General features: G+C 70.8%; 28 protein-coding genes and 1 tRNA gene. 14 read left to right on the top strand and 15 right to left on the bottom strand.

The window, feature by feature from the left end:
- Window positions 1–1004 (top strand): NAD(P)/FAD-dependent oxidoreductase (locus ACK4LS_RS11715; protein WP_409717298.1); only part of this gene is annotated, 1004 nt, incomplete at its 5' end.
- Between the two features lie 154 nt (window positions 1005–1158).
- On the opposite strand, the gene ACK4LS_RS11710 is transcribed toward ACK4LS_RS11715, so the two are convergent.
- Window positions 1159–1368 carry a hypothetical protein gene (locus ACK4LS_RS11710; protein ID WP_409717296.1) on the bottom strand — a complete coding sequence of 70 codons (210 nt, stop codon included), beginning with the start codon at window positions 1366–1368 and terminating at the stop codon, window positions 1159–1161.
- 111 nt (window positions 1369–1479) lie between these two features.
- Complete coding sequence (locus tag ACK4LS_RS11705) at window positions 1480–2475, bottom strand: GTP-binding protein (protein WP_409717294.1); 996 nt, start codon at window positions 2473–2475, stop codon at window positions 1480–1482.
- 79 nt (window positions 2476–2554) lie between these two features.
- Between ACK4LS_RS11705 and ykgO the strand changes: the two genes are divergently transcribed.
- The 3 genes from ykgO to ACK4LS_RS11690 all read left to right on the top strand — a co-directional run bounded on the left by ykgO (window position 2555) and on the right by ACK4LS_RS11690 (window position 3370).
- Window positions 2555–2677, top strand: coding sequence for a type B 50S ribosomal protein L36 (ykgO, locus tag ACK4LS_RS11700; protein ID WP_056226526.1), 123 nt, complete (start codon window positions 2555–2557; stop codon window positions 2675–2677).
- A gap of 91 nt (window positions 2678–2768) precedes the next feature.
- Window positions 2769–3077 carry an ArsR/SmtB family transcription factor gene (locus ACK4LS_RS11695; protein ID WP_409717300.1) on the top strand — a complete coding sequence of 103 codons (309 nt, stop codon included), beginning with the start codon at window positions 2769–2771 and terminating at the stop codon, window positions 3075–3077.
- The gene (locus ACK4LS_RS11690; RefSeq protein WP_409717292.1) at window positions 3074–3370 is read left to right on the top strand and encodes a hypothetical protein; all 297 of its coding nucleotides are present in this window, start codon (window positions 3074–3076) and stop codon (window positions 3368–3370) included. Before ACK4LS_RS11695 ends, ACK4LS_RS11690 begins: the two co-directional genes overlap by 4 nt.
- A 95-nt stretch (window positions 3371–3465) precedes the next feature.
- On the opposite strand, the gene ACK4LS_RS11685 is transcribed toward ACK4LS_RS11690, so the two are convergent.
- Together ACK4LS_RS11685 and ACK4LS_RS11680 are read right to left on the bottom strand one after the other, a co-directional pair.
- Window positions 3466–3690: an RNA-binding S4 domain-containing protein gene (locus ACK4LS_RS11685; protein ID WP_409717290.1), complete on the bottom strand. Its 225-nt coding sequence runs from the start codon at window positions 3688–3690 to the stop codon at window positions 3466–3468.
- A 135-nt stretch (window positions 3691–3825) separates the two neighbouring features.
- Window positions 3826–4284 (bottom strand): MarR family winged helix-turn-helix transcriptional regulator, encoded by a 459-nt coding sequence (locus ACK4LS_RS11680; RefSeq protein ID WP_409717288.1) that lies wholly within the window; start codon window positions 4282–4284, stop codon window positions 3826–3828.
- Between the two features lie 105 nt (window positions 4285–4389).
- On the opposite strand from ACK4LS_RS11680, the gene ACK4LS_RS11675 reads away from it, so the two are divergent.
- Complete coding sequence (locus ACK4LS_RS11675; protein WP_409717286.1) at window positions 4390–5070, top strand: NADPH-dependent F420 reductase; 681 nt, start codon at window positions 4390–4392, stop codon at window positions 5068–5070.
- 2 nt (window positions 5071–5072) lie between these two features.
- Window positions 5073–6191, top strand: coding sequence for an LLM class flavin-dependent oxidoreductase (locus tag ACK4LS_RS11670; protein WP_409717285.1), 1119 nt, complete (start codon window positions 5073–5075; stop codon window positions 6189–6191).
- 74 nt (window positions 6192–6265) lie between these two features.
- On the opposite strand, the gene ACK4LS_RS11665 is transcribed toward ACK4LS_RS11670, so the two are convergent.
- A complete protein-coding gene (locus ACK4LS_RS11665) occupies window positions 6266–8524 on the bottom strand; it encodes an RICIN domain-containing protein (RefSeq protein ID WP_409717283.1) in 2259 nt (752 codons plus the stop codon).
- A 394-nt stretch (window positions 8525–8918) separates the two neighbouring features.
- On the opposite strand from ACK4LS_RS11665, the gene ACK4LS_RS11660 reads away from it, so the two are divergent.
- The gene (locus ACK4LS_RS11660; protein WP_409717281.1) at window positions 8919–9962 is read left to right on the top strand and encodes a LacI family DNA-binding transcriptional regulator; all 1044 of its coding nucleotides are present in this window, start codon (window positions 8919–8921) and stop codon (window positions 9960–9962) included.
- Window positions 9963–10049: 87 nt separating this feature from the next.
- Here ACK4LS_RS11660 and ACK4LS_RS11655 read toward each other — a convergent pair.
- The 4 genes from ACK4LS_RS11655 to ACK4LS_RS11640 form a co-directional block, all read right to left on the bottom strand.
- A tRNA-Met gene (locus ACK4LS_RS11655) sits at window positions 10050–10122 on the bottom strand.
- Window positions 10123–10194: 72 nt separating this feature from the next.
- A complete protein-coding gene (locus ACK4LS_RS11650; protein WP_409717279.1) occupies window positions 10195–10866 on the bottom strand; it encodes a GntR family transcriptional regulator in 672 nt (223 codons plus the stop codon).
- On the bottom strand, window positions 10847–11752 hold the full coding sequence (locus tag ACK4LS_RS11645) for a DMT family transporter (RefSeq protein ID WP_409717277.1): 906 nt from the start codon (window positions 11750–11752) through the stop codon (window positions 10847–10849). Before ACK4LS_RS11645 ends, ACK4LS_RS11650 begins: the two co-directional genes overlap by 20 nt.
- Before the next feature lie 24 nt (window positions 11753–11776).
- On the bottom strand, window positions 11777–12214 hold the full coding sequence (locus ACK4LS_RS11640; protein WP_409717275.1) for a MarR family winged helix-turn-helix transcriptional regulator: 438 nt from the start codon (window positions 12212–12214) through the stop codon (window positions 11777–11779).
- Window positions 12215–12269: 55 nt separating this feature from the next.
- On the opposite strand from ACK4LS_RS11640, the gene ACK4LS_RS11635 reads away from it, so the two are divergent.
- Together ACK4LS_RS11635 and ACK4LS_RS11630 are read left to right on the top strand one after the other, a co-directional pair.
- Window positions 12270–12638, top strand: coding sequence for a VOC family protein (locus ACK4LS_RS11635; RefSeq protein ID WP_409717272.1), 369 nt, complete (start codon window positions 12270–12272; stop codon window positions 12636–12638).
- A gap of 215 nt (window positions 12639–12853) precedes the next feature.
- A complete protein-coding gene (locus ACK4LS_RS11630; protein WP_409717270.1) occupies window positions 12854–13792 on the top strand; it encodes a hypothetical protein in 939 nt (312 codons plus the stop codon).
- Between the two features lie 17 nt (window positions 13793–13809).
- Here ACK4LS_RS11630 and ACK4LS_RS11625 read toward each other — a convergent pair whose 3' ends face one another.
- On the bottom strand, window positions 13810–14217 hold the full coding sequence (locus ACK4LS_RS11625) for a YccF domain-containing protein (RefSeq protein WP_409717268.1): 408 nt from the start codon (window positions 14215–14217) through the stop codon (window positions 13810–13812).
- Window positions 14218–14353: 136 nt separating this feature from the next.
- Here ACK4LS_RS11625 and ACK4LS_RS11620 point away from each other — a divergent pair, with 136 nt between their 5' ends.
- The 4 genes from ACK4LS_RS11620 (at window position 14354) to ACK4LS_RS11605 (ending at window position 19238) form a co-directional block, all read left to right on the top strand.
- A complete protein-coding gene (locus ACK4LS_RS11620) occupies window positions 14354–14830 on the top strand; it encodes a general stress protein (RefSeq protein WP_409717267.1) in 477 nt (158 codons plus the stop codon).
- Window positions 14831–15001: 171 nt separating this feature from the next.
- Window positions 15002–17440, top strand: coding sequence for an ATP-dependent helicase (locus ACK4LS_RS11615; protein ID WP_409717265.1), 2439 nt, complete (start codon window positions 15002–15004; stop codon window positions 17438–17440).
- 156 nt (window positions 17441–17596) lie between these two features.
- Window positions 17597–18685 (top strand): SseB family protein, encoded by a 1089-nt coding sequence (locus tag ACK4LS_RS11610; protein ID WP_409717263.1) that lies wholly within the window; start codon window positions 17597–17599, stop codon window positions 18683–18685.
- A gap of 169 nt (window positions 18686–18854) precedes the next feature.
- Window positions 18855–19238 (top strand): cupin domain-containing protein, encoded by a 384-nt coding sequence (locus tag ACK4LS_RS11605; protein WP_409717261.1) that lies wholly within the window; start codon window positions 18855–18857, stop codon window positions 19236–19238.
- Between the two features lie 368 nt (window positions 19239–19606).
- Here the strand turns inward: ACK4LS_RS11605 and ACK4LS_RS11600 are convergent, their stop codons facing one another.
- On the bottom strand, window positions 19607–20233 hold the full coding sequence (locus tag ACK4LS_RS11600; RefSeq protein ID WP_409717259.1) for a DUF1684 domain-containing protein: 627 nt from the start codon (window positions 20231–20233) through the stop codon (window positions 19607–19609).
- Between the two features lie 285 nt (window positions 20234–20518).
- On the opposite strand from ACK4LS_RS11600, the gene ligD reads away from it, so the two are divergent.
- Window positions 20519–21544 carry a non-homologous end-joining DNA ligase gene (gene ligD / locus ACK4LS_RS11595; RefSeq protein ID WP_409717257.1) on the top strand — a complete coding sequence of 342 codons (1026 nt, stop codon included), beginning with the start codon at window positions 20519–20521 and terminating at the stop codon, window positions 21542–21544.
- 13 nt (window positions 21545–21557) lie between these two features.
- On the opposite strand, the gene ACK4LS_RS11590 is transcribed toward ligD, so the two are convergent.
- From ACK4LS_RS11590 to ACK4LS_RS11575, 4 genes are all read right to left on the bottom strand, one after another.
- Entirely contained in the window at window positions 21558–22889 is a 1332-nt protein-coding gene (locus ACK4LS_RS11590) for an APC family permease (RefSeq protein WP_409717255.1), read from the bottom strand.
- Between the two features lie 79 nt (window positions 22890–22968).
- Window positions 22969–24012: an ATP-dependent DNA ligase gene (locus ACK4LS_RS11585; protein ID WP_409717253.1), complete on the bottom strand. Its 1044-nt coding sequence runs from the start codon at window positions 24010–24012 to the stop codon at window positions 22969–22971.
- A gap of 4 nt (window positions 24013–24016) precedes the next feature.
- Window positions 24017–25198: an AI-2E family transporter gene (locus ACK4LS_RS11580; protein ID WP_409717251.1), complete on the bottom strand. Its 1182-nt coding sequence runs from the start codon at window positions 25196–25198 to the stop codon at window positions 24017–24019.
- Between the two features lie 172 nt (window positions 25199–25370).
- Window positions 25371–26612, bottom strand: a complete 1242-nt coding sequence (locus ACK4LS_RS11575; RefSeq protein WP_409717249.1) for an acyl-CoA dehydrogenase family protein — start codon at window positions 26610–26612, stop codon at window positions 25371–25373.
- Between the last annotated feature and the right edge of the window lie 117 nt (window positions 26613–26729).

The raw sequence follows: 26729 nt of genomic DNA, 5'->3' as shown, positions 1-26729 counted from the left end.
TCCGGCCCGGGCGTCGCGGTGCGTCGCTGCGCAACCCCGGCCGCGCGGGCGCCGCGCCGCGCGAGGATGGCGGCATGACGGTGGACGTGACGGTGGTCGGCGGCGGTGTCTCGGGGCTCGCGTGCGCGCGGGCGGTGCGCGAAGGCGGACGTTCGGTACGCGTGCTCGACCGCGGTCGCCGCGTGGGCGGGCGGTTGTCCAGCCGCACGATCGACGGGCGGCCGGTCGACCTCGGCGCGTCGTACTTCGTGGTCGGTGAGGCGGAGGGCTTCGGTCACGTCGTCGCCGACTGGCGGGAGCGCGAGCTCGCCCGCCCGTGGACCGACACGTTCCAGGTGATCGACCCCGACGGTGGCCGCACGCCCAAGCCCGGGCCGATGCGCTGGGCGGCGCCGCTGGGCCTGCGCTCGCTCGCCCTCGACCTCGCCGAGGGGCTCGACGTGGTGTCGGAGCGGGTCGTCGAGCGCGTGGAGCCGTACCGCGTCGACGGCGAAGACGCGGGGGAGGTGGTGCTGGCGATGCCGTCTCCGCAGGCCGCGCGGCTGACGGGTGACGCCCCCGGCGGCGTGCAGGAGTGGGAGCCCGTGATCGCGGTCGTGCTGCGGTGGGACGAGCGACGGTGGGATGCCGACCTGCACGGTGCGTTCGCCGCGGACGACGCGGACGTGTCGTTCGTCGCGGACGACGGCGACCGGCGCGGCGACGGGGCTCCGGTGCTGGTGGTGCATACGACCGGCGACCGCGCGCGGAGGCATCTGGACGACCCGGACGCGGCGATCGCGCCGGTGCTCGCGGCGACCCGGCGCCTGCTGGAGATCTCCGACGACCCGGTCGCCACCCACGCCCACCGCTGGACGTTCGCGCGGCCGACGGAGACGACCGGTCAGCCGTTCTTCCGCTCACCGGGACTCTCGGCGTGCGGCGACTCCTGGGGCGAGAGTGCGGCCGTACGCACCGCCTGGACGTCGGGCGACGCCCTGGGACGGGCGCTCACGGCATCCTGATCCTGCCCGGGGTGTCGGAAAGGCGCAGGCTTCGATCCCGGCTAGGCCCGGCCGGTGCCCGGCGACACGCGTGGGCTCGCGTCGCTGCGCGAGCCCACGCGGGGAGAGGTGGCCGCGCCCGCGCGGGCCCCGCCACCCCGAGATGCCGATGCTCTCAGGCGTGGCCCTCCGCGGCGGGGAAGCCGGGAGCGTCGGATGCCGAGCCGTCACCCTCGAGCGCGTCGCCGGTGTGGTCGTCGAGGTCGACGTGCTCCTCGGACTCGGCGGCGTCCTCGCGCACGTCGTCGGTCACGGCGTCGGTGGGTGCGCCGGAGTCGGCATGGGCGTCGTCGGCGTGGCGGGTGGGGATGTCAGGAGTGCTCATGGGTCCACGCTGCCGCGCCGTCGTCGCGCGGTCGACCGGCTTGACAGACTCCTCGACGGGGCGCGCGCGATCGCCGGGGCGATCCGTCGTTCGCGAGGCACGCGGATGCCGTCAGTCCGTGGCATCCGGGATCGAGGGCTGCACCGCGGGCCACGCCGGGAGGGGGTCGTCGTACGAGATCCAGGCGGAGGGGCCGGCGGCGAGTTCGTCGTCGGTGAGGACGGCCTGGTCGAGGATGTGCGCGAGCCGCGGCGCCGACACGTCGAGGCCGGTGAAGACGAGCTCCTGGCCGAGGCCCATGCGGCCGTCGTCGGTGCCGAGCGGTTCGAGCCACATCGCCGAGCCGACGTGCTCCCATTTCGCCAGGATGCCGGGGCGCGACGCGAGGCGACTGAACCCGGCCGAGCGCAGCAGACGTCCGGCGGCGCCGTCGTCGAGGCGGTCGAGAGCGCTCGACAGCCGCGCGGGGTGGAACGGGCGCACCTGCTCGTAGCGGATCGTGGCTACGCGGTTGTCGCGCATGTACGGATCGTGCTCGCCGTTGAGCGCCCGCACCCACCCGGCGCGCTCGAGCATCTCGCCCTCGTGCCGGGCCTCGGAACGGAGGTCGCTGAGCGGATCGCGCGAGAGGCGCACGACCGCGGTGGGGTTCAGGTGCGAGGCGATCGCCATCTGCACGGCGAGGGCCGGCGTGGGTACCTGTTCCCAGTTGATCCAGACGATGCGCGTCGCCAGTTCCATCGCCAGCGCGGCCTGCCGGGCGCGGGCGCCCACGTCGCCGCGGGTGTCGCCGGGGGCCGCGGATGCCACGAGGGGGACGTCGTCGAGCAGATCGCCGATCATGTGCCGGGCATCGACGACGCACACCGCGTCGACGTCCGCCCCGCCGCGCACGATGAGGGAGTGGATGAGGTCGACGTCGGTGCCGACGTCGACGACCGCGCTCTCGTCCGACGCGCGGGGGCGCGGAGTCGGGAGGGCGTGGGCGGTGCGCAGGTCGGCGAAGCGCAGCAGGTGCAGGGGCCGACCGAGCGCGACGGCGGAGCGCTCGGCGTAGGCCCGGCGCTCGGGGGCGCACACGCCCAGGATGGCGATCGTGCGGGGCATGGCATCCACCTCTCGTTTGTCAGGGCGTGGGGAACACTCTAGCTTGTTGTTGAGAACCGTTATCAACAAGGAGGACGTCATGAAGGTTCGCGCATCGATCAAGTCGCTCAAGAAGCAGCCCGGAGCCCAGGTGGTGCGTCGACGGGGAAAGGTGTTCGTGATCAACAAGCTCAATCCGCGTTTCAAGGGGCGGCAGGGGTGAGCCCGTCTCGTTCGCGATAACGCGAACGAGAACCGTTCCCGGTTGCGGAAACACATTGCAATTCGTTTATGCGTGTGGTGGTGTGGATGCCGTGGACAGGATCGCGGGGCTCGACGGAGCCGCTGAGTTGTTCAAGGTTCTCGGCAACGAGTCGCGTCTCGCGCTCGTGTGGCTGTTGAGCCGCGAACCGCTCACGGTCGGCGCGCTCGCGGAGCAGACCGGGCTGTCGCAGCCGCTGGTGTCGCAACACCTGCGGACGCTGCGTCAGGCGGGCCTGGTGAGCTCGGAGCGGGAAGGCAAGGAGATCCGGTACGCCCTCGCCGACCAGCACGTCGCCCATGTCGTGCTCGACGCGATCGCCCACGTCCAGGAACCGAACGACCAGGGGAACGAAGAATGAGCACCACCGAGACGCACGCCGAGCACACCGTCGACGAGCACGCGCACGGCGACGACTGCGGCCACGAGAAGATCGCGCACGGCGACCACGTCGACTACGTGCACGGCACGCACCACCACGCGCTGCACGGCGACCACTACGACGAGCACGAGGCGGCGGCCGAGCACGCCGTCGCCGAGCACCGTCACGGCGACGACTGCGGTCATGAGAAGGTCGAGCACGACGACCACGCCGACTACGTGCACGACGGTCACCGCCACGCGCTGCACGGCGATCACTACGACGAGCACTGAGCTCCGGCGGCATCCCGTGTCACGATCGCGGGGTGTCGACGAAGGGTCCGTCTTCCCTCGGGAGGCGGGCCCTTCGCGCCTCTCGCCGAGGGGGGTCAGGGGGTCACGCGGAACCGGCGTCCCTCGAACCCGACGACGTCGCCCGTGGTCAGCTGGCGCCCACGTCGGCGCTCGACCTCTCCGTTGACCTCGACGAACCCGTCGATGATCGCCTCCTTCACGTCTCCGCCGGAGTCGAGGACGCCGGCGAACTTGAGGAACGGGCCGAGGCGGATCCCTTCGCTGCCGATGGAGACGTCCTGAGGTGCGGAAGATGTCATCTCCCCAGGATGCCAGCGCCCGGCGGCGCGGGGTGCCGGGCGTTGCGAGCCGGTCGGTCGCCCGCCCGGCCCGAGGCGGCGATCGGTTGCGAGGGAAGCGTCTCCGACAGCGCCTCGCGGGGCGGGGCGAGCAGCTCAGGGGTGCGGAGCCTCTCGCGTCAGGCGTTCCAGGATGGGAGTGAGGACCCGAGTCAGTTCGGCGACGCCGCCGTCCGGGAGGGCGTCGAACACGTACCGGCGGGCCATGTCCAGGTGCCCGGGCGTCGATTCGCGCAGCAACGTCCATCCCGCGTCGGTGAGCGAGATCATCCGCGACCCGCCTTCCCGACGCTTCTCGATCAGGCCGCGGTCGAGCATGCGGCTCGTCGCGTGCGAGATCCGCGAGATGGAGCCGAACGTCAGCTCGCTGAGCTCGAGCATCGAGATGGTGTGCCCGTCGGCGCGAGCGACCGCCGCGAGCACGCCGTATTCGAAGCGGCCGATGCCCCAGTCGCTCTTCAGCTGCGCCTCGAGGACGGCGGGGAGATAGCCGACCAGGCCCATCAGGGCGATCCAGGCCTCGTCTTCCTCGGGGGTCAACCACTTTCTCGTCATCCGGGAATACTACGGGTACGTGAACGTTCAACCCGCTAGGTTGAATGTTCAAGTAGACCGGCCGGTTCCCTTCGGGGTGCTGATGCCGGGAGAAGAGAGGGCCGCATGGGCGCAGACAGGGAAGACCCGGCACGGTTGCGCGTCGGGATCATCGGGGCGGGGCGGGTGGGTACGGCGATCGCGCGGCTCGCGTCCGACGTCGGGCACGAGGTGAGCGTCGCCGGATCGGGCACCCCCGAGCAGGTGCGGCTGGTCGCCCGATTCACGATGCCGGGCGTTCACGTGGGAAGTCCGGGCGACGTCGTCGCCGACGCCGATCTGGTCGTCGTCGCGGTGCCGCTGAAGAGGTTCTCGCAGCTCGAGACGTCGCTGTTCGTCGGCCGCATCGTCGTCGACGTCATGAACTACTGGGAGCCGTTGGACGGCCACGTCCCGGGCTTCAGCGACGCGACGCTGCCCACGAGCGAGATCGTGCAGCGCGCACTCCCGGGGGCGCGGGTCGTGAAGACCCTGAACCACATCGGATACCACGAGCTCGAGTCCGATGCGCGCCCGCCGGGGGCGGTCGACCGCCGCGCCCTCGCGATCGCCGCCGACGATGAGGGGGCCGCGCGACTCGTGGCCGGCTTCGTCGATTCGCTGGGCTTCGACCCGGTCCTGGCCGGTTCCCTGCGCGCATCCCTGGCGATGCAGCCCGGAACCACCGTCTTCGAGGATCGGCTGAACGCCGACCGCACCCGCGCCGCGCTCGACGCGGCCGCATTGACCGCACTGCAGGAGGCATAGCCATGGAACTGGGAATGATCAGCTTCGGGTCGCTCGAGAACGACCCCGCCACGGGTCGTCCGGTGAGCACAGCCCAGGGCATCCGGAACCTCGTCGAGGCGATCACCCTCTCGGAACAGGTGGGCCTGGACTGGTTCGGCGTGGGCGAGCACCACACCTTCACCATGCCGGCATCGAGTCCCGCAACGGTGCTGGCGGCGGCGGCGACCGCGACGAAGAGGATCCGCCTCACCAGCGCGATCTCGGTGATCGGCGCCGACGACCCCGTGCGGGTCTACCAGCAGTTCGCCACCCTCGACGCCGTCTCCAACGGTCGGGCCGAGATCATCGCGGGGCGCGGGTCGGCGGCCGAGCCGTTCCGGTTGTTCGGGCACTCGCTGCAGGACTACGACGCCCTCTTCGCGGAGAACTACGAGCTCCTGCTGAAGCTCGACCAGTCCGAGCGGATCACCTGGTCGGGCACGTTCCGTGCCGCGCTCGAGAACGCCGAGGTCGTCCCCCGTCCCGAGCAGGCGGAGCTGCCGATCTGGCTCGGCACGAACGGCAACCCGAACTCGGTCATCCGCGCGGCGAACCTCCACTCCCGCATCTACTTCAGCATCGTGGGGGGCGATCCGGTGCGACTCGCACCCCTCGTCGATCTCTACCGCGAGGCCTCCGAACAGACCGGCACGCCTCTGCACAAGCGCACCGTCGGCTTCGGTGCGCTCGGCTTCATCGCCGACGACGGCGCCGCGGCCCGCGATGGGTTCTACCAGCGCATGATCGAGCGCACGAACGACATGGGAACGACCAGTCGCATCCCCCGGAACCTCTACGACCGCCAGGTGAAGCCCGGAGGGTCGTTCTTCATCGGCAACCCGGAGGAGGTGACCGCCCGCATCCTGACCGTCCACGAGCAGCTGCGTCCCGACCGTCTCGGCTTCGAGAGCGATTGGGGACGGATGCCGCACCGAGACCTGCTGCGTCACATCGAGCTCCTCGGAACCGTCGTCAAACCCGCCGTCGAGAGAGAGATCGGCACCGCCGCGATCGGGCTCGACGGCGGACCCGCCCACCCGGCCGCGACACCGCTGGAGGGCTCTCCCGTCGCGGGCCGCGCCCGGTCCACGGGGCGCTGAAGAAACGCGCCGGGGGCTCGCGCGCGCACGCTCGAGCCCCCGGGCGACGGAGTCCGTCGCGATCCGTCAGTCGGTCATGCCGCCCGCCACTGCTGATTGGTCCCGCCGTTGCACGAGTACTGCACCAGCGGAACGCCGGAGGCCCGCGAGAACTGCCCGATCTCCAGGCAGAGCCCGCTGTTGACGTTCTGGAACGTCACGGCGCCGTTCGGCTGCGCGGTGCGCGTCCACTGCTGGTTCGTGCCCCCGTTGCAGCTGTACTGCGTCGCGGCCGCCCCCTGCGCGGTGCTGCGCCCGTAGATCTCGAGGCACTTGCTGGACTGGACGTTGACGATCTTGACGTTCGAACCGCCGGTCGGAACCACTCGCCATTGCTGGTTCTGCCCGGCATGGCAGGTCCCTTGGTTGACGGCGGCGCGTTCGGCGGAGCTGTAGTCCCAGACGTCGGCGCACAGGCCGCTGTTGACGTTGGTCAGCTTCACGTTTCCCGCCGACTGGCCCTGGGGGACGACCTGCCAGCTCTGTGCTCCATCGGACACCGTCGTCTGCAGGGTCACCCCGGCGTCGGCGGTCGAGCCGGTGAGGAACAGCGTGTTGTTCTGACGCGACCGCAAGCGGATGTCGCCGTTGGACTCTTGAACGAGGTCCCAGGTGCCGTCGGTCCGGTCGTCGACCCACTGGCCGATGCGCTGGCCGGCCGTGGCATTCCCCGTCCACACCGAGGCGGATCGCCCGCCGCTCTTGTTGAGCAGGGTGACGCCTCCGCCGGACTTCTGCTGGATGCGCCAGTACTGCGTCGCGGCATCGGTCACGGAGTCGACCGCTTCGGAGCGAACGTCGGGCTGATTGGCGTTGCCGATGTTGGCGTCGGTGCGGTTTCCGCCGGTGCCGAGGACCTGTCCGGTCTTGCGGTTGACCAGTTGCACGTAATCCCCGAGGGAACGACCGAAGTCGATGTCGGCGTGGCGGATGACCGGTTGGCTCGAGGCCCCACCCCAGGTGGACTGCAGAATCAGCAGGCGGCCCGTCTCGGCGTCGTGCTGCAGATTGCGGCTGTAGCCTCCGCCGAGCGTCGTCTGGAACTGCGTCCACGCCCCGAAGCTGGCGCCGTCGTTGATCCACACGTCCCCGCTGCCCGAGGCGTTGTAGGCGATGCGGCCGTCCGGAAGGTGCAGCAGCACGGGGCTGCCGCCGGTGGCGAGGCGGGCCGACCCCGAGGTGACCGGGAGCTGGCTGATGTCCGTACCGTTCGGGTCGCCGTCGGCGAAGAACCGCAGCGGATCGTCGGCGATCTTGTAGCGCACGTTGTCGCCGCCGCCGAAGTACTCGAAGGTCAGGAACCAGCGACCGTCGACGGTGTTCGCCACCGTCGTCATCCCCGGGCGGCCCCCACCGATCTGCTGCCCGCCGTTCCACGAGAACGTGTCTCCGGCGACGTCGACGACCGGGTTCCCCCACGCCGAGCTGCGACCGTCCCAGGTGCGGTGCACGAGGATCTGCGCACCGGAGTCACGGGCCGTCGCGTTGTTGGGGTCCAGGGCGGGTGCGCCCGTCGTCTGGTCGTAGCTCAGGAAGTCGTTCTCGTCCGAGTAGTAGGCGACGAGACGGTTGTCGCGGACCATGAGGTGCGGTTCCCACAGGGGATCCTGCTGTCGCGACGTGTTGGCGGCGGAGATGTTCACGCCGCCGGCACCGGCGCTGCCTCCCTGCCAGCCGCCCTGCGCGATCATGTTGACGAAGCGCCACGAACCGCCCTCGTCGGTGCTGGCGTACAGGGCGATGGACACGTCGCGGCGATCGCCGTCGTTGCTGGGGACCCAGTTGGGATCGGCGGCCTTCTTCTCCCGGTAGAACTCGTCCTCACCGGAGACCACGCTCGCCAGCAGGAGCGTCCCCGCGGTGAGATCCCCGACGGTCTGGGGGAGGACGTAGAGGTAGGGGTTGGTCCAATTGCTCGAGTACTTGGCCACGGCCGGGTCGGCGGACAGCTTCGACGGAGGTGCGACCTCGGAGAGGGGCTGCCAGCTCGTGCCGTTGTCGTCGCTCTTCCAGATCGGCATGGTCTGGCCGATGGCGCCGCCGATGGAGTCCCCGGGGTAGGACACGACGGTGGACTTCTCGAAGGCGGCGATCAAGCGTCCGCTGGGCAGTTGAGTGGTCTTCGGGTAGACGATGCAGTTGCCGCGGCCCTTCAAGCACGGCTCCGAGCCGAGCTGATAGAGCACGCTGGCCGTGGGGGTGTACGCCTGCGCCGCCGTGGCGGGCAGGGCGAGGGCGACGACGAGAGCCGCGGCTGCCGTCGCGAGGAGACGTCTGACTCGTGGATTCTTCATTGAATCTTCCTGTGGGGGTGTGGTCGAACGGAGGGGAGAGGGGGTGGGTCGTCGGTGTGGTGTGGTGCGGTGGGGCGGGGCTCGGGGGGAAGCGGGGATCGACGCGGACCCCCGGCGAGACGGTGCGGGAGCGCTCACCCGGGTGCGGCGCTCACGACGTCCGGGCTCTCGCACCGAGCGGTGGCGGAGGGGAGGAGATGGCCCCGAAACGAACCTCTTCCGGGGCGACGGCGCGGCCGCTGTCATGCGTGGACTCCATTGTCGGCATCGGGTCTGCAAACTGTTATCGGTAACTTTCCGCAGCAGGAGATATTGTTATCGGTAAAAGTCGCGCTTGGCAAGCGGGACGTTCTCACGGCAGACTCGGTGTGGACCGCAAGGAAGGGGGCGCATCGTGGCGATAGACGTCGACGACGGTACGTTGGCGCCCCTGGGGCGCCGACCTGCGACGATCTACGACATCGCTCACGAAGCCGGGGTCTCCGCGCAGTCGGTCAGCCGCTTCATGCGAGGTTTCGCCCAACGTTCGGGCACGCGCGCGAAAATCGAGCGGGCTCTGGAAAGCCTCGAGTACAAGCCCAATCTCACCGCTCGATCCCTGGTGACGGGGCGCTCGCATCGCCTCGGCGCGCTGACGCACGAGATCAACCAGGTCGGGCCGAGCCAGGTGCTGCAGGGCGCGAGCGCAGCAGCTCGAGACGCCGGTTATCTGCTCGACATCGTCGCGTTGGACATGGGCAACATCGACGAGATCACCCGCGCGCTGGAGATGCTGCAGCAGCACGAGCTGGCGGGCGTCGTGGCGCTGGCTTCGACCGATCAGATGCGCTCGGCCATTGCGCAGGTGAATGTCGAGGTGCCGGTGTTGCTGTTCTCCGAGCAGGACGAAGACGACAGCGCCGGCAGCTGGCTCAACGGCATCCCGTTGGCGATGGAGCATCTCGTCGATCTGGGTCACCGCCGCATCGCGCACATCGCGGGCCCCGCGACCTGGTCTGCCGCGCGAAATCGACTCCACGCATACGAGCACGCTCTGTCGGCGCACGGGCTCGGACCGGGGCTGGTCGTCGAGGGTGATTGGTCGGCCGAGTCGGGGTACCGGGCCACGCGGACGCTCCTGGAGGGGGAGGTTCCCACCGCGATCGCGGCGGCGAACGATCAGATGGCCCTCGGCGCGATGCTGGCTCTGGCCGAGGCGGGCTTGTCGGTACCGGGCGACGTCAGCGTGACGGGGCTGGACGACACCCCGGAGGCCGCCTTCTTCTCTCCGCCGTTGACGACCGTGCGGGTGGATTTCCGCGCCGAGGGCAGGCGGGCGGTCAACGACCTGTTGACGCGGGTGAACGCCGAGGAGACCGTCGACAGCACCCCGTTCCCGCTGGAGCTCATCGCGAGGCGATCCTCCGCCCCGCCCGCTGATTCGCGCGTGCGCACGTGAGCGGTGGGGGCGAGACGGCGTCGACGGCTCGTCGCTCGCGTATAGCCCTGTGCGGGTGCTGACGGCCCTTCGATCGAGGGCGGACCGACGCGACGGCGGGAGTCGAACCCGCCACGCCTCCGGGTATGAGCCGAGGCCCGGGACCGCCCGGATCGCCGCGATGTACGAGCCCCACGCTCACCCGCCTCGGCCGCCGGCACCCCGGTGTTGCGGGAGGTGACGGAGTGCGTCGTCACATGGCGCGACGGCCGTCGATGATCGCTCGCGTCGAGTGCTCCAGGTGCGCCCGCACGGCGTGCTCGGGGTCGCGCAGCGCCGCGTCGACGTAGGCGCGGTGCTCCACGGTCAGCGCTCCCGGAGCGTAGGCCGGGCGCACGTGCGTGAGAACGAGATGCATCTCGCCGTCGAGGCGGCGGTATTCCTCGGTGATGCGCGGTGAGTCCGCCGCATCGACCAGCGCCAGGTGCACGCGCGCGTGGGCGCGCAGCGTCGCGGGCCAGTCGCCCGAGGCCTCCGCGGAGGCGAGGTCGGCGAGCGCGCCGTCGACGTCGGGCGGACGGATGCCGCGGTCACGGACGATGCGCACAGCCTCGGTCTCGAGGGCGCAGCGCAGTTGCTGCACGGCGACGAGCGCGTCGTCGTCGAGGAGCGACACGCGCACGCCCCGGTAGGGCTCGGCGGTCACGAGCCGCTCGGAGACGAGTCGGGCCAGCGCCGTCCGCGCCGTGTGGCGCGAGACGCCGTGCGTCGCGCTCACCTCCTCCTCGCGCAACGGGGTGCCGGGGGCGAGCTCGCCCGACAGGATGTCGGCGCGTACGGCGTCGGCGATGACGTCGGCGGTGCGCGGCCCCGGGGCGGAGGCGGGTCGCACGCCGGTGCGGTCGTCACGCCCGGGCCGTGGCATCCGGCACCTCCCGACGTCGACGGGCGGGAGCCGACACCACGGCGAGGCCCACCGCGATGAGCGCGAGGCCGAGACCGCTGACCGGGGTGAGCTGCTCGTGCAGCACGAAGAGTCCGAGCAGGGTTGCGCCGAGCGGCTCGGCGAGCGTCAGGGTCGACACGGTGACGGCGCCGAGGCGGGCGAGGCCCCAGCCGAACAACACGTACGCCACCGCGGTCGTCACGACGCCCAGCCAGAGAGCGAGAGCGAGACCGCCCGGGGTGAGGAGCCACGACGCGTCGGCGAGGAGGAGCACGGGAGTGCTCGCGATCGCGGCCACGCCGAAGACGGCCCCCATCACGCGCGTGGAGTTCCACCCCCTCTCGATCAGCGCCTTCCCGCACACCGTGTACAGGGCGTACGACACCCCGGCGCCCGCGGAGGCCAGCAGGCCGCCGGGCGCCAGCGCGACTGTGCCGCCCGTCACCCCCGACACGAGCACGACGCCCGTGAGTGCGACGCCGGTGGCGAGCATCCAGCGCGACGTAGGCAGGCGTCGGGAGCGCACGGCATCCAGGATCCCGGTCGCGACGGGGGCCGAGCCGAGCGCGACCACCGTGCCGATGGCGACGCCGTTCTCCCGCGTGCCCAGGAAGAAGAGCGGCTGGTAGGCCAGCACGCCGACGGCGCCGACCGCGATGAGGATGACCGTGCGGGAGCGGGCACCGGTGCGGGGGCCGGTCGGGGTGCGCTGCCCGAGGGCGAGCAGGCCCAGGATGCCGCCCCCGATGACGATGCGCGCCGCGCCGACCGCGACGGGCGATGAGTCGACGTCCGCGAGGGCTTGAGCGGTGCCTGTGGTGGCGAAGCACAGCGCGGCGGCGAGGATCGCGAGAGCGGCGGGCACGGGAGTGATTGTTACACAAACCGGTCAGGTGCGCAGCGACTCCACCATCGATCGCAGCGCGAGGAGTGCGGCGGTCTGCTCGGCGTCCGTCATCCCGTTCAGCATCCGCCGTTCGACGCCGCGCACCGCGGCGCTCGCCGCCTCGAGCGAACGTCGTCCCTTCGGGGTGAGGCGGGCGGGCAGGGCCTTGCCGACGGGGGCGGCATCGGGCCGTTCGACGAAGCCGTCGCGCTCGAGCGTCTGCAGCAGCACGTTCATCGATTGGCGCGTCACGAACGCACCCCGCGCGAGATCGGAGTTCGACGAGCCGGGGCGCTGCGCGAGGAGTTCGAGACAGGAGTAGTGCGTGATCGTCATGCCGAGCGGGCGCAGCACGTCTTCCATGGCGGCGCGCAGGGCGCTCGCCGCCTCTTTGAGGAGGTAGCCCAGCGAGGTGTCGAGGTGGATCCGGTCTTGCTCCATGTCAGTATTCTGACATACGCTTTATGTCAGATAACTGACACGACAAGGAGCTCTCATGCCCGTCACCGGTCCCGACTTCCTCTCCCTGCAGGTGCGCGACCTCGCGGCCTCGCACGCGTTCTACGCGCGCTACCTCGGCCTCGAGCGCTCGCCCGCGGGACCCCCGCACGCCGTGGTGTTCGCGACGACGCCGATCGCGTTCGCCCTGCGCGACCTCGCGCCCGGCACCGATCTGACCGGCGTCGCGCAGCCGGGCATCGGCGTCGCCCTCTGGCTGCACGCCACCGAGGTGCAGGCGATCCACGACGCCCTCGCGGCAGACGGCCACCGGATCGTCATGGACCCCATCGACGGCCCCTTCGGCCGCACCTTCACGTTCGCCGACCCCGACGGCTACCACGTCACGCTCCACGACCGGGGATGACGCGGGCGACCCGGCCCCGCGGCGGTGGCGGGGTCGGGTCGCCAGAGGGGAGGGGCAGGCGGTACACGGCGCAGCGTGGCTCGGCAGGCGGGGTGTGGGGGGCATCCGCCCGCCGTCGCGCCTTCCCACGGCGCGGGGGTCGCGGTACCGGCGGGCTCCGGATGCCGGAACCCGGGCGCGTCGGAGGCGCGCGCGGCGGCGGGTAACGTAGGTGCATGGCGACGACGACGGGGCGCGGATTCCTGGCCCTGGGGATCGCCGCGGCCCTCATCATCGTCGGGGTCGTGCTGGCCGTACTGGTCGATCCCTTCACGCGCGCACCGATGCCGGTCGACGGGGCCACCGAGTGGTCGGCGCGGATCCTGCTGCTGCTCGGAGTCGCCTGGGTGCTCATCGGAATGGTCGCCGCGCGGACGAGTCTCGTGCGCCGTCCGGGTGCCGCCGCGGCACGCGCCACCTGGATCGCCTCGACGAGGCCCTGGCGTGCACGCGAGTCCAGCCTCGGGCTCCTGCCGCTCGATCGCTGGTTGATGATCGCCGTGCCGGGCGGTCTGCTCGTGGCCACACGCGTGGTGCAGACGCCGCGCGACGGGCTGTGGGGGGCGGCGATCGCGATCGCCGGCTGGTTGTTCTTCGCCGTCGTGGTGCGACTGCTGCTCGGCAAGCGGTCGCCCTGGCCCGTCATCGCGGCGGTGGGCGGAGCGCTCGTGCTGCGCTGCGTGGTCGCCTTGGTCGCGACCGCCCTGTCGGGGCCCGACGGGCTGTGGCCCGGCCCGTGGCAGGTGCCGGTGTTGCGCGTCCTCTATCTGGGCGTCGCCTTCGCGCTGCTGGCCTGGGTGTTCATCGCCGCGGGGTGGTCGTTGCGGCCGCAGCTCGGTCGGCGCCGCGCCACCGGGATCGCCCTCGCCGGCATCGGGGTCGGCTACGCGCTGCCCGCCGCGACCGTCGCCCTGGTGGGCGCGGCCGACGCGTTGCGCTCCTGGAACGAGCAGGTCGGCGTGCTGCCGTGGGACCTGGCGCGCTTCACCGGTGTGCGCGACGGCGCCTTCCCGCTCGAGGCGGTGACCGTCACGGCGGTGATCGGCGTGGTCGTCACGCTCGTCGGCATCCTTCTCGCTCTCCCGGCCCGCGTCTTCGACCGCCGCGCCGAGTGAGGGTCGGCGCGTGAGCGTCAGCGGCTGAGCGTCCGGTCGAACGGGCCACCGCGACGGATCTCGCGCACCTCTTTGCCCAGCGGCATGAGCGAGACCGGCACGAGCTTGAAAGTGGCGATGCCGAGCGGGATGCCGATGATCGTGACGCACAGCAGCAGTCCGGTGACGATGTGCTCGAGGGCGAGCCACCAGCCCGCGAGGACGACCCACACGACGTTGCCGAGGAACGAGCCGACGCCCGCGGTCGGTTTCGCGACGATCTCCCGGCCGAACGGCCAGAGGGCGTAGAAGCCGATGCGGAAGGCGGCGATCCCCCACGGGATCGTCACGATCAGGATGCACAGCACGACCCCCGCGGCGAGGTAGCTGAGGAACAGCCAGAAACCCGACAGGACGAGCCAGAGGACGTTGAGGATCAGGCGCATGCCCCCATCATCGCGGGGAGAACGGCGAGTCGTGCGGGGTTTGACTTCACCTAACCCGCGGTTCGGGGACGCGCAAGCGCCCCCGGTGCGTCACCCGGCGGGTCTAGCGTGAGGCCACCGACGAAAGGGATCGACCATGTCCGACATCACCCGTGCCACGCCGGAACGCCGCGTGCTCTCCAGCTTCAGCGACTACACGGGTGCGCAGGCCGCCGTGGATCGCCTGTCCGACGCGGGATTCCCGGTCGAGCACACCGCGATCGTCGGTCAGGGCGTGCGCATCGTCGAGCAGGTGACGGGCCGCATGACCCGCGGGCGCGCGGCCGGGCTCGGAGCCGCTTCGGGCGCGTGGTTCGGCTTGATGATCGGCGTGCTCGTCGGGCTGCTCTCTCCCGGTGGATTCCTCGGTCTGCTCGTGCTCGGTCTGGTGCTCGGCGCACTGTGGGGCGCGGCGTTCGGCTTCGCGGGCCACGCCTTCACCGGCGGCCGCCGCGACTTCTCGTCGGTGCAGGGCTTCGAGGCGGAGCGCTGGGACGTGACGGTGGATGCCGAGCACCTGGCGCGCGCGCAGTCGCTGCTGTCGTCGGGCGCGGCGGGGGAGGCGCGGGCGTAGAGCGAGGCTGCGCTCCCGGGTGGCGTGCCGGGGCGTCGGCCGTGGCACCGGGGCGTGCGGGGCGGCCCCGGGGCCACGACGGAGCGTCGGCGGCGGCGGGGACGATCGCCCGGCGGAGCCGGTTGCTTCGCGAGGCCGATGTCGGAGGCCCCGCCTAGACTTGGACGCGCCATGACCGACGCTTCCACGCCCCTCATCGTCGGCGGTCCCGCACCGTCGGCCTCCCGACCCGACGCCGACCTCCTCGAGGGGCTGAACGGTCCGCAGCGCGAGGCCGTCACCTACCGCGGGCAGGCGCTGCTCATCGTGGCGGGTGCCGGTTCGGGCAAGACGAGCGTGCTCACCCGCCGCATCGCATCGCTGCTGCGCACGCGCGAGGCGTACCCGAGCCAGATCCTCGCGATCACGTTCACGAACAAGGCCGCCGGAGAGATGCGCGAGCGCGTGCACCAGCTCATCGGGCAGAAGGCCGACGGCATGTGGATCTCGACGTTCCACTCGGCGTGCGTGCGCATTCTGCGGCGGGAGGCCGAGCAGTTCGGGTTCACGAAGTCGTTCACCATCTACGACTCCGGCGACTCGCGAGCACTCATCAAGCGACTCGTCAAAGAGCACGAGGGCGACTCCTTCGGGCTCACCCCGGCGGGCACGCAAAGCCGCATCTCGAAGCTCAAGAACGAGCTCGCCGATGCCGAGTCGTACGCGCGGTCGGCCAACATGAGCGACCCCGCCGAGCGCGTGTTCGTCGAGATCTTCTCCTCGTACCAGCGTGAACTCCAGCGCGCCAACGCCTTCGACTTCGACGATCTGATCGCCCAGACGGTGTACCTGTTCCGCGCGTTCCCCCACGTCGCCGACGTGTACCGCAAGCGGTTCCGCCACATCCTGGTCGACGAGTACCAAGACACCAACCACGCGCAGTACGCCCTCATCCACGAGCTCACGCGGCCTCCGGGATCGGACGCCGAGCCTCACTCGGTCGGCGGCGGCATGATGATCTTCGAGGCCGAGCCCGTCGGCGAGGATGCGGCATCCCTCACCGTCGTCGGTGACTCCGACCAGTCCATCTACGCGTTCCGCGGTGCCGACATCCGCAACATCAGCGAATTCGAGCGCGACTACCCGGGCGCCAAGGTGGTGTTGCTCGAGCAGAACTATCGCTCGACCCAGAACATCCTGTCGGCGGCCAACGCCGTCATCGCGAACAACTTCGACCGCAAAGACAAGAAGCTGTGGACCGACGTGGGTGCGGGTGACCCGATCATCGGCTTCACCGGCTACTCCCAGCACGACGAGGCGCAGTTCGTCGCCGACGAGATCGAGGCGCTGCACAGGAAGGGCGTCGACTACTCGGGCGTCGCGGTGTTCTACCGCACCAACTCGCAGTCGCGCGCACTGGAAGAGATCTTCATCCGCTCGGCGGTGCCGTACAAGATCATGGGCGGCACCAAGTTCTACGAGCGCGCAGAGATCAAAGACGCCCTCGCGTATCTCGTCGCGGTCGCCAACCCCGCCGATTCGATGGCCCTGCGACGCATCCTCAACCGCCCGCGGCGCGGCATCGGCGACGTCACCGAGACGGCGATCGCCCGATACGCCGCCGAACACGGGATCACCTTCCGCGACGCCCTGGCCAACTCGGCCCAGATCGGCGTCGGCCCCAAGCTGCAGAAGGCCATCGACCAGCTCGACGCGGTGCTGACCGAGGCCACCGCGATCATGCTCCCGGCATCCGGAGAACTGGCCCCCTCCACCTCGGTCACCGAGGGCTTGACGCTGCTGCTGAACAAGAGCGGATACTTCGACGCCCTGCGCGCGAGCAAAGACCCGCAAGACGAGGCCCGCCTCGAGAACCTCGACGAGCTCGTCGCGGTCACCCGCGAATTCGCCCGCAACAACCCCGAGGGCACGATCATCGACTTCCTCACCGAGGTGACCCTCGTGGCGGATGCCGACGACCTCGACGACGCATCGGGTTCGGTGTCGCTCATGACCCTGCACACGGCGAAGGGACTCGAATACGACGCGGTGTTCCTCACCGGCGTCGAGGAAGACCTGCTGCCGCACCGCATCTCGGCGAACGAGCCGGGCGGGCCGCAGGAGGAGCGTCGCCTGTTCTACGTCGGCATCACACGCGCGCGCAAGCGCCTGCACGTGTCGCTCGCGATGACCCGCGCCCAGTTCGGCGAGGTCACGGTCGCGATGCCGAGCCGGTTCCTGCAGGAGATCCCCGCCGACCTCATCGACTGGCGACAGTCGCCGGGCGACGTCAACGGCCGCGGCGGCTCCCAGTCGCGCGCCTTGAACGCGCGCGGGCGACGACCCGGTCAGCCCGGTGGCGGGGGCAACCGCTACGGCGACGACCTCGTGCCGCTGCCCAAGCGTGCGCCGGCCGACCCGAGCAAGTTCCCCAACCGCATCCCGGCCAAGGTGCGCGACAACGGCGACATGGTGTTGGCCGCCGGCGATCGCATCCGTCACGACGACTTCGGCGAAGGACGCGTGGACGCCGTGACCGGCGAGGGCGCGAAGCGCGTCGCGCACGTGCGCTTCGACACGGTCGGCCCGAAGAAGCTGCTCGTCAAGATCGCGCCGATCACGAAGCTGTAGCCGCGGGCTGCAGCGAGAGTCATCCGGCCGGGCGGTGTTCGCGGGTGGGCGGAGGGTGCGATCTGCGCTCCGGACACTCGGTCGCGCCGCGCGCGCGGATCCGCGGCCGGGCCGATCCCGCACCCCCACCGGGGAGCCCCCGGATAGGCTGGCACGATGGCTCTGTTCTCGCGCCGCAAGAAGTCCGACTCCGACGACGCATCGGTCGACCGGCCCGACACCACGATCGAACCGGGCGAACAGCCCGTCGACCCGGCGGGCCCGAGCGACGCCGCTCCCGCCCCCGACGCGGCCCCCGCGCCCACCGTCGGCATCTCGATGTCGTCGTTCCGGGGCGTCGGCGCGGGTCCCGACACCCCCGAACCGTCGTCGGCTCCGCCGGTCGCGGCGCGTCCTTCGGCGCGTCAGCCCGGTGCGATGGAGGCCCCCGAAGCCCCCGAGACCGTTCCGGGCTTGCGCGACAACGCGCTGCTCGGCAACGCGCTCGCCGAGATCACCGGGCAGCCCGAGCCCGCGCAGCTGCTCAACGTGGCGCGCCAGCTGCTGCAGGGCCACGTCTTCCTGCGCGTGAAGGGCGACGCCCGGGCGCTGCTCGCCGAGGGCAAAGATCTGCCCCTCGCCGTCGCCAACCGCGGCGACGAGCAGCTCGTCCTCGCCTACAGCGGCGGCCTGGCCCTGCGCGCGAGCGTCGAGGCCGACGGCGACCGCGACACCTCGGCGATGGGGCAGCCGGTCATGGCGCTGCTGCAGCACGTGCTGTCGGGACCGTACGGCGGCATCGTCCTCGACCCCGCGTCGGGCGACAACCGCGCGGTGCTCCCGAAGGCCCTGCTCGAACGGATGGTCGCCGAGGTCGATCCCGAGCTGCGCATCAAAACCGCGCTGTGCGACACGCGCACCGAGACCACGCCCGCCACGATCGTCGAGGCGATCGTGGCCGAGGCGCCGATGTGGATCGCCGTGAACCGCACGGAGGAGGGCGGGCCCGTCGGTGTCGCCGAGTCGCGCTCCGCGGCGGGGGAGCGCTTCCTCGAGGTGTTCACGCACCCCCTGGAGCTCCTCGCCCTCGGCCGCGGCGACCAGCCGTTGCCGATCACCCGGGCTCAGCTGTCGAAGGCGCTGGCGAACGATCCCGCACTCACCGGCATCCTGATCGATCCGGCCGGGCCGTGGATCCGTCTCACCCGCGAGGAGCTCGAGCCGGTCATCACCCTCGCCGTGGAAGACGCTGCGCCGAACTCCTGATCCTCCGACGACCGCGGGCCGCTCTCCTCGTCGGAGGGCGGCCGCTTCAACCACGTCGTGAGTCGCAGTCGACGCAAGACAGGTTCTGTCGAGGTCCTACAAAACGTGCCCCCCAGTATCTACTGGTATCGACCCCAAGGAATGTCCCTCCGGGGCTGACAATCGGATGATGACTCGTTCACATTCAACTGACGTCGCGGTCGAACTCACTCAGGTCCACACCCATTGGTCACCGCGCGTCATCGGGCAGGTAAACGACCAATACATCAAGGTTGCCAAGCTGCTCGGAGAGTTGGTCTGGCACGCTCACGACGCCGAGGACGAGATGTTCTTCGTCGTCTCCGGAAGGCTTCGCATCCAACTGCCGAACGATGAAGAGGTCGTTCTGACCGCGGGTCAGTTCTATGTGGTGCCTAAGGGTGTTCAGCACAACCCGATCGCCGAGGAGGAGGTCGAGATCGTCTTGATCGAGACCGTCACCACCGCTCACACGGGCAACGTCGTGGTCGAGGGCACGGTCCCGGTCGACCGTCAGGTCGGCAACTTCCGGTAAACCCGGGATGGTAGGTCCATAACCGGCCCCGGGCTCTAGCCGGTGCGCGCCGCGGCGTGGCGACTCTCTGCACCCTCCCGCCGCTGCCGAGAGCTTCCACTCTTCGCGTTGATCGCGACGCTTGTCTGCATCTCTGCGGTCAATCCGATGGTCGGCACCGCCGAGCAATCGTGGTGGCTTCGACAGGGGCTCGGCCGATCCTCGGCGACTAGTAGCCCGGTGCCGACACATGTCGGTCGTTGAATGTGCAAAACAGATCCATTCACACTGCCCGACCCCCTCGACCGCACGTGGGCGGTGTCGGCGTACATGCAGAACGAGGGCATCCATCACCGGATCGGGCGGTTCCAGTCGGGGTGGGTGGGCGCTCAGACGCCGTACAGCTCTCCGACGGGCACGGCCACGGGCAGCACATTCCCGGCCGGGGCGAGCGGGCAGGCCCACATCGGGTCGTACGCGCACGAGGGGTTGTACGCGAAGTTGAAGTCGATCACGAGGCTGTCGGGGGCGGTGCCCGCGCCGAGGTCGGCGCCCTTGATCGTGTCGAGCAGGTACCGTCCGCCGCCGTAGGTGCCGCCGGGACGACCGGCTGCGGCATCCCGCACGGGCACGAAGAGTCCGCCGCCGTACGAGGTCAGACGCCATACGTCGAGCGAGCCGGTGTCGGGCAGCTCGACCCGCCCGACGCGCTCGAAGCCGACCTCGCCGTCGGTGCCCGTCGTGGCGACGAACGACGCCTCATCGGCGTCGAGCAGCTGGACCTCGAAGCGCCACGCGGCGTCGTAGGGGGCGATGGGGAGTCCGACGAAGCCGTCGCGCTGCTCGGGGAGCAGGGGAGTGGCGGGGTGGTCGGCGAACAGCGCGTCGCGCTCGATGCGCCACAACTCGTGCGCGTCTTCGGGATCGTCGGACGCCCGGACGGCGTCGTACAGCGCGAACACGCGTCGACGCCAGTCGACGATCTCGAGAGCGGTGTGGGCAGCGCGGGAGGTCATGCTCCGAGCGTAGGCGCGAACCGGATGCCGCGGCCGGGGCTGGACGCGCGCGTGGGAGGGCGTCGCGAGGTGCGCGGAGGTGGCCCGGGCCACCTTCGGCGCCCGGGGTCATTCAGGGCGCCCCGACCCCGATCCGCCCGCGTCCCGACCCGACCCGCCCCGGGCCCACGGCCCGACACGACCCGACCCCCGTCCCGACCCGCCCCCGTCCTGCCCCACCCCCGACCCGCGTGTGCAGCGCGCAACGGGGGAGACACGGCGGGTGGCGGGCGTTAACGTCGGAGGATGGCATCCCCTCGCATCACGCTGACCGTGCCGGGACCCGACGGCGATCGCGAGGTCGGCATCTCGAATCCCGACCGTGTGCTGTGGCCCGAGGTGGGCATCACCAAGCGCGAGCTGGCCGAGTACCTCATCGCCGTCGGCGATCCCTTCGTCGCCGCGAACGGCAACCGGCCGGTCTCGCTCGAGCGGTTCCCCGAGGGAGTCGGGGGCGAGGCGTTCTTCTCGAAGAACCCGCCCAAGGGCGCGCCGGCGTTCGTCGACGCGGTGACCGTGACCTACAACAGCGGGCGGCGGCATCCGCAGCTCTTCCTCGGTGAGATCGCGTCGGCGGTGTGGGCGGCGCAGATGAACACGATCGTCTTCCACCCGTGGGCGTCGCTCGCGACCGACCCCGATCACCCGGTCGAGCTGCGCATCGACCTCGACCCGCAGCCCGGCACCGGGATCGCCGAGGCGGTCACTGCCGCTCACGAGCTGCGAGCCGTCTTGCGCGAGGCGGGCCTCGAGCCGTGGATCAAGACGAGCGGCAACCGCGGTCTGCACGTGTTCTGTCCGATCCAGCCGACGCACGAGTTCCTCGACGTGCGACACGCGGTGATCGCCGCGGCCCGCGAGCTGGAGCGGCGGATGCCGGATGCCGTGACCACCAACTGGTGGAAGGAGGAGCGGGGCGAGCGCATCTTCGTCGACTTCAACCAGGCGAACCGCGACCGCACGATGGCCGGTGCCTACTCGCCGCGCGCCCTGCCGACGGCCACGGTGTCGACGCCGGTCACCTGGGACGAGCTCGAAGAGCTCGACCCGCTCGCATTCACCGTGCGCTCCATGCCGGAGCGGTTGGCATCCGTCGGTGATCCGTGGGCCGGGTTCGCCGAGAATCCCGGGCGCGTGGACACGCTGCTCGAGTGGTGGCAGCGCGACCTCGACAACGGCCTCGGAGAGCTGCCGTTCCCGCCGGAGTTTCCCAAGATGCCCGGGGAGCCGCCGCGCGTGCAGCCCTCCCGGGCGAAGAATCCGGCGGGCTGACGCCCGGCACGCGTCAGGCGTCTGTCGTGGTGCGGTCGTGGCCGCGCGATCGACCCCACTGCGCGAGGAAGTGCAGTCCCACCCCGACCGCCAGCAGAACGGCTCCGAAGATCCAGACGGTGAGGCTCTGCTGGGTCATCAGCAGGATGCACGAGGCGATGGCGAGGATGGGGACGATCGTCCAGACGCGGAAGTGGTCGTGCTCGACGTGATCGCGGCGCAGGACCAGGACGGAGACGTTCGCGCTGAGGAAGACGAACAGCAGCAGGAGGACCACCGTCTCCGCGAGCAGCGTGAGGTCGCCGACGAGGGTGAGCAGCATCGCCACGAGGGTGGTGGCGAGGATCGCGACCCAGGGCGTGCGCCGGCGGGGGAGGACCCGTGAGAGGACGCGGGGCAGCAAACCCTGCTCGGCCATGCCGTAGGTGAGGCGACTGGCCATGATCATCGTCAGGAGGGCACCGTTGGCCACCGCGATCAGGGCGATCAGGCTGAACAACCACGAGGGGATCGCGACCCCGCTCGCCTCGACCACGGCGAGGAGCGGGCCACTCGAGCCGGACAGCTCCTCGGGCGGCAGGGCGATGCTGCTGGCCAGTCCGACCAGCACGTACACCACGCCCGCGGTGGCGAGGGCGGCGAAGAGGGCGCGCGGGTACATCTTCGACGGCTGCTTGACCTCTTCGATCATGTTGGCGGAGGTCTCGAAACCGACGAAGGAGTAGTACGCGATGATCGCGCCCGCCAGGACCGCCGACGCCACTCCGGTCCCCTCGGGCACTTGCGTGACGCGGGAGACATCGCCCCCGCCTCCGGCGAGGAGGACGCCGACGACGACCACCACGATGACGAGGCCGCTGACCTCGATGGCCGTCATCACGACGTTGGCGCCCAGCGATTCGCGGATGCCGCGGGCGTTCAAGGCCGCCACCACCGCCAGGAACACGATGGCTGCCGGGACCACGGGGAGGCTCACGAATGTCTGCAGGTACTGTCCGGCGAACGCGATGGACAGGCCTGCGGCGCTCGTCACCCCCGCCGCGAGCATGCTGAAGCCGACGAGGAACGACAGCAGCTTGTTCTTGAACGCGCGCTCCGCGAACACGGCGGCGCCGCCGGCGCGCGGGTACTTGGTGACGAGCTCGGCGTAGGAACCCGCGGTGAGCAGCGCCAGAAGAAGAGCCGCGACCAGGGGAGCCCACAGCATGCCGCCGACCCGCTCCGAGAGCACCCCCATGAGGGCGTAGATGCCGGCCCCGAGCACGTCGCCGAGGATGAACGCGAACAGCAGGGGCCCGCCGATTCCGCGCCGCAGAGTGGAGGGCGCGTCGGTATGTGTGCTCATTCGCCTCACCCAAGGCGATGAACGGCGGGGGCGCCAGAAGGTTGACAGCGCGGGTGTGCGAGTGTCGCCGCCCCGCGGTTCAGTCGAGTACGGCGCCCAGGTCGTACGAGTCGACGGTTTCGAGCTGCGCGAAGGTGCAGGAGCGGGCCTCGCGGTCGGGCCGCCACCGGTCGAACTGCACGGTGTGGCGGAAGCGCATGCCCTCGAGCTGGTCGTACCTTACCTCGAGCACGCGCTCGGGACGCAGGCGCACGAACGACACGTCTTTGGATGCCGAGAAGCGCGAGCGGTCGGTCTCTCCGACCACGGCCTCGCCGTCGGCATCCCGCTCGACGAGCGGGGCGAGTTCGTCGATGAGTTCGCGGCGCCTCTTGTCGGTCCACGCCGAGACCCCGCCCACGCCGTGCAGGCGTCCCTCGTCGTCGTAGAGGCCGACGAGCAGAGAGCCCACGCCCTCACCCGACTTGTGGATGCGGTACCCCAGGGCCACGACGTCGGCGGTGCGGGCGTGTTTGATCTTGAACATCGTGCGCTTGTTCGGCGCGTAGGGCTGCGCGAGGGGCTTGGCGATCACGCCGTCGAGGCCGGCGCCTTCGAACTCGGCGAGCCAGCGACGGGCGAGGTCGGGATCGTCGGTCGTGCGCGTGACGTGCACGGGGTGCGGGACGCCGCCGAGGAGGTTCTCGAGGTGAGCTCGGCGCTCGGCGAACGGTTCGTCTCGCAGGTCGCGGTCGCCGCGCGCGAGGAGATCGAAGGCGATGAACATCGCGGGGGTCTCCTGCGACAGCATGGTCACGCGGGATGCCGCCGGGTGGATGCGTTGCGACAGGGCCTCCCAGTCGAGACGCTGCGCCCCCGGCTCTCCGCGGGCGACGACGACCTCGCCGTCGATGAGGCACGCCTCGGGCAGGATCTCGGCGAACGCGGCGACGAGCTCGGGGAAGTAGCGGGTGAGGGGCTTGGCGCCGCGGCTGCCGATCTCGACATCGGTGCCGTCCCACGACACGAGGGCGCGGAAGCCGTCCCACTTCGGTTCGTAGCTGAACCCCCCGGCGACCTTGGCGTGCTCGGGAACCTCGGGCACCGATTTCGCCAGCATCGGCGCGGGGATGTCGTACGGCACGGCGTCAGTCCTGGCTCTCGCTCCCGGAGAGCGGGACGGGGCTCTTTCGCTTCTTGCGGCGGGCCCACTCGGCGGGCTTGTCGGGGCCGTTCCAGACCGTGACGATGCCCCAGGCGACCGCGGTGAGCGGCACGGCGAGCAGGGTGCCCAGGATGCCGCCGATCGCGGTGCCGCCGGCGAGGACCACCAGGACGACGAAGGAATGCAGCTTCATCGAGCGACCCATGAGGACGGGCTGCAGGAGGTTGCCCTCGAGCTGGTTGACGATCACCACGACGCCGACGACGACGAGGGCGATGATCGGTCCGTTCGTGACGAGGGCGACGAGAGCGGCGAGGATTCCGGCGGTGACGGCGCCGACGATCGGCACGAAGGCGAGCAGGAACACGAGGACGGCGAGCGGCAGAGCGAGGGGCACCTGCAGCACGAAGAGGCCGATACCGATGCCGATCGCGTCGACGGCGGCGACCGAGGCCGTGCCGCGCACGTACGAGCCGAGCACGGTGACCGTCTTGTCGCCGATGCGGCGCGCGCGGTCGTAGTCGTCGCCGCGGAAGGGACGCAGCACGAACTCCCACATGCGCGGGCCGTCTTTGAGGAAGAAGAACAGGATGACGACCATCAGCACGAAGCCCGTGACGAACGAGGCGATCGCGCTCACCCCGGCGAGGGCACCGCTTCCGAACTGAGCGCTCGTGACGAAGTCGGTGATGCCCTGCACGGCCTGGTCGACCTGGTCGGGCGAGATCGCGAACGGGAGCGTGTGATACCAGTCCTGGGCCTTCTGGAAGCCCTCGACGGCCTGCGTGCTGAGGGTGTCCCACTGGTTGATGACGGCGTTGACGACGAGCCATCCGAGGCCGGCGAGCACCACCACCACCGCGAGCAGCGTGAGCAGCGTCGCGATCACGGCGGGGACGCCCTTGCGTCGCATCCACATCGTGACCGGGCCGAAGGCGGAGGCGAAGATGAGCGCGAGGATCAGGGGGATGATGACCAGCGTCACCTGCCGGATGCCCCAGATGAGGCCGGCGACCAGGATGACGACGACGATGATCTGCACGGCGCGTACCGCCAGGCGGCCGAAGCCGTCGGACCACAGACTGCGCGGTGGGGTGGCCTCCGCGTGGGTGATCGCGGACGCGACCGGGTCGCGAGGCGCGGGACGGCGAGAAAAGAGGCCCATGCCACGACGTTAGCGGCACCCTCCGACATCGCCCTGCGGGTTGCGCGTCGACTCTCACGCCCGTAGGCGGCCGGCGGGCCGCGGGGCGGCGCGGCCGGTCGATCAGCGCCCGGGCCCCCCGGGCGACCGATCCGGGAGGACGGGCGCTGCGCCCGCCCCCCGGCATCCGGGATCAGACGAACGCGCTCATTCCGGTGATGTCGCGCCCGAGCAGCAGGGCCTGCACGCTCTCCGTGCCCTCGTAGGTGTGGATGGCCTCGATGTCGGCCATGTGCTGCATGACGCCGTTCTCGAGCAGGATGCCGTTGCCGCCGAGCAGGTCACGGGCGATCGCCGCCACGCGACGCGCGGCGCGGGTGTTGTGGTACTTCGCGAGCGAGGCCTGCGTGGGCCGCAGTCCGCCGGCGGTCTCGAGGTCGGCGAGGCGGCGGCAGTAGAGCTGCATCGCGGTGAGCTCGTCGAGCATCTGCGCGAGACGCTCCTGCACCATCTGGAACTTCGCGAGCGGCTTTCCGAACTGCGTGCGCTCGGTGGCGTAGGTCCGCGCGATCTCGTAGCACGCGGTCGCGTGTCCGAGTGCCGACCAGGCCACGCCGGAGCGGGTGGCGAAGAGCACGACCGACGCGTCTTTGAACGTGCGGGTGCCCGGGAGGACGGCATCCGCGGGCAGGCGGACGTCGTCCATCGCGATGTGGGCCTGATGGATGCCGCGCAGCGACACCTTCCCGGTGATGACGGTGCCCGTGTACCCCGGGGTGTCCTGCTCGACGAGGAAGCAGCGCACGGCGCCGTGGTCGTCGCCGCCCTCGTTCTCGACGCGTGCCCACACGAACGTGATGCCGCCGGACGCGCCGTTGCCGATCCACTTCTTGGTGCCGCGCAGCGTCCAGCCGTCGGCGGTGCGGGTGGCGGTGGTCTCGAGCGACACCGAGTCGGAGCCGTGGTCGGGCTCGGTGAGGGCGAAGGCGCCGAGCACCGTCGCGTCGGCGAGCGGCTTCAGCCACCGGCGTTGCTGCTCGGGGGAGCCGTAGAACGCCAGGGTCCGCAGCGCCAACCCGCCCTGGACCGCGAGGGCGGTCGCGAGCGAACCGTCGTGCCGCGAGATCTCCATGTTGACCAGTCCCGCGGCCAACGGCGACGTGGGCGGGAGGTCGGGGTGCTCGATGCCGTCGGTGAACAGCTCGAGCTCGCCCATGCGGCGCACGAGGTCGAGCGGGTAGGTCGCGGCATCCCACTCGCCCTGCATGCGGGTGCCGACCTCGTCGGCGAACGCCTTCGCGCGATCCCACGCGGCGCGGTCGGCGTCGGGGACGTCGGCGAACACGGCGTAGTAGTCGGTGTCGCGGCGGTCGAGGAGGTCGTAGTGGGCGACGCGCTCGCCGGGGAGCGTACGGGCGTCGGCTTCGGTGGTCATGGTTCCCAGTATCGCGCATCTTGGTACTGAGTGTCACGGTGTGCGGCGTGGGCGGGTCGGGGGCGTCGGCGCGGGCGCGGGCGGAGGCGGGGCGAGGGCGCGGGCGCGCGCGGGGGC

Origin of the sequence: Microbacterium sp. (genome assembly GCF_046295495.1) — a bacterium.
GTDB lineage: Bacteria > Actinomycetota > Actinomycetes > Actinomycetales > Microbacteriaceae > Microbacterium.
This window is presented reverse-complemented; position numbering and strand designations above follow the sequence as displayed.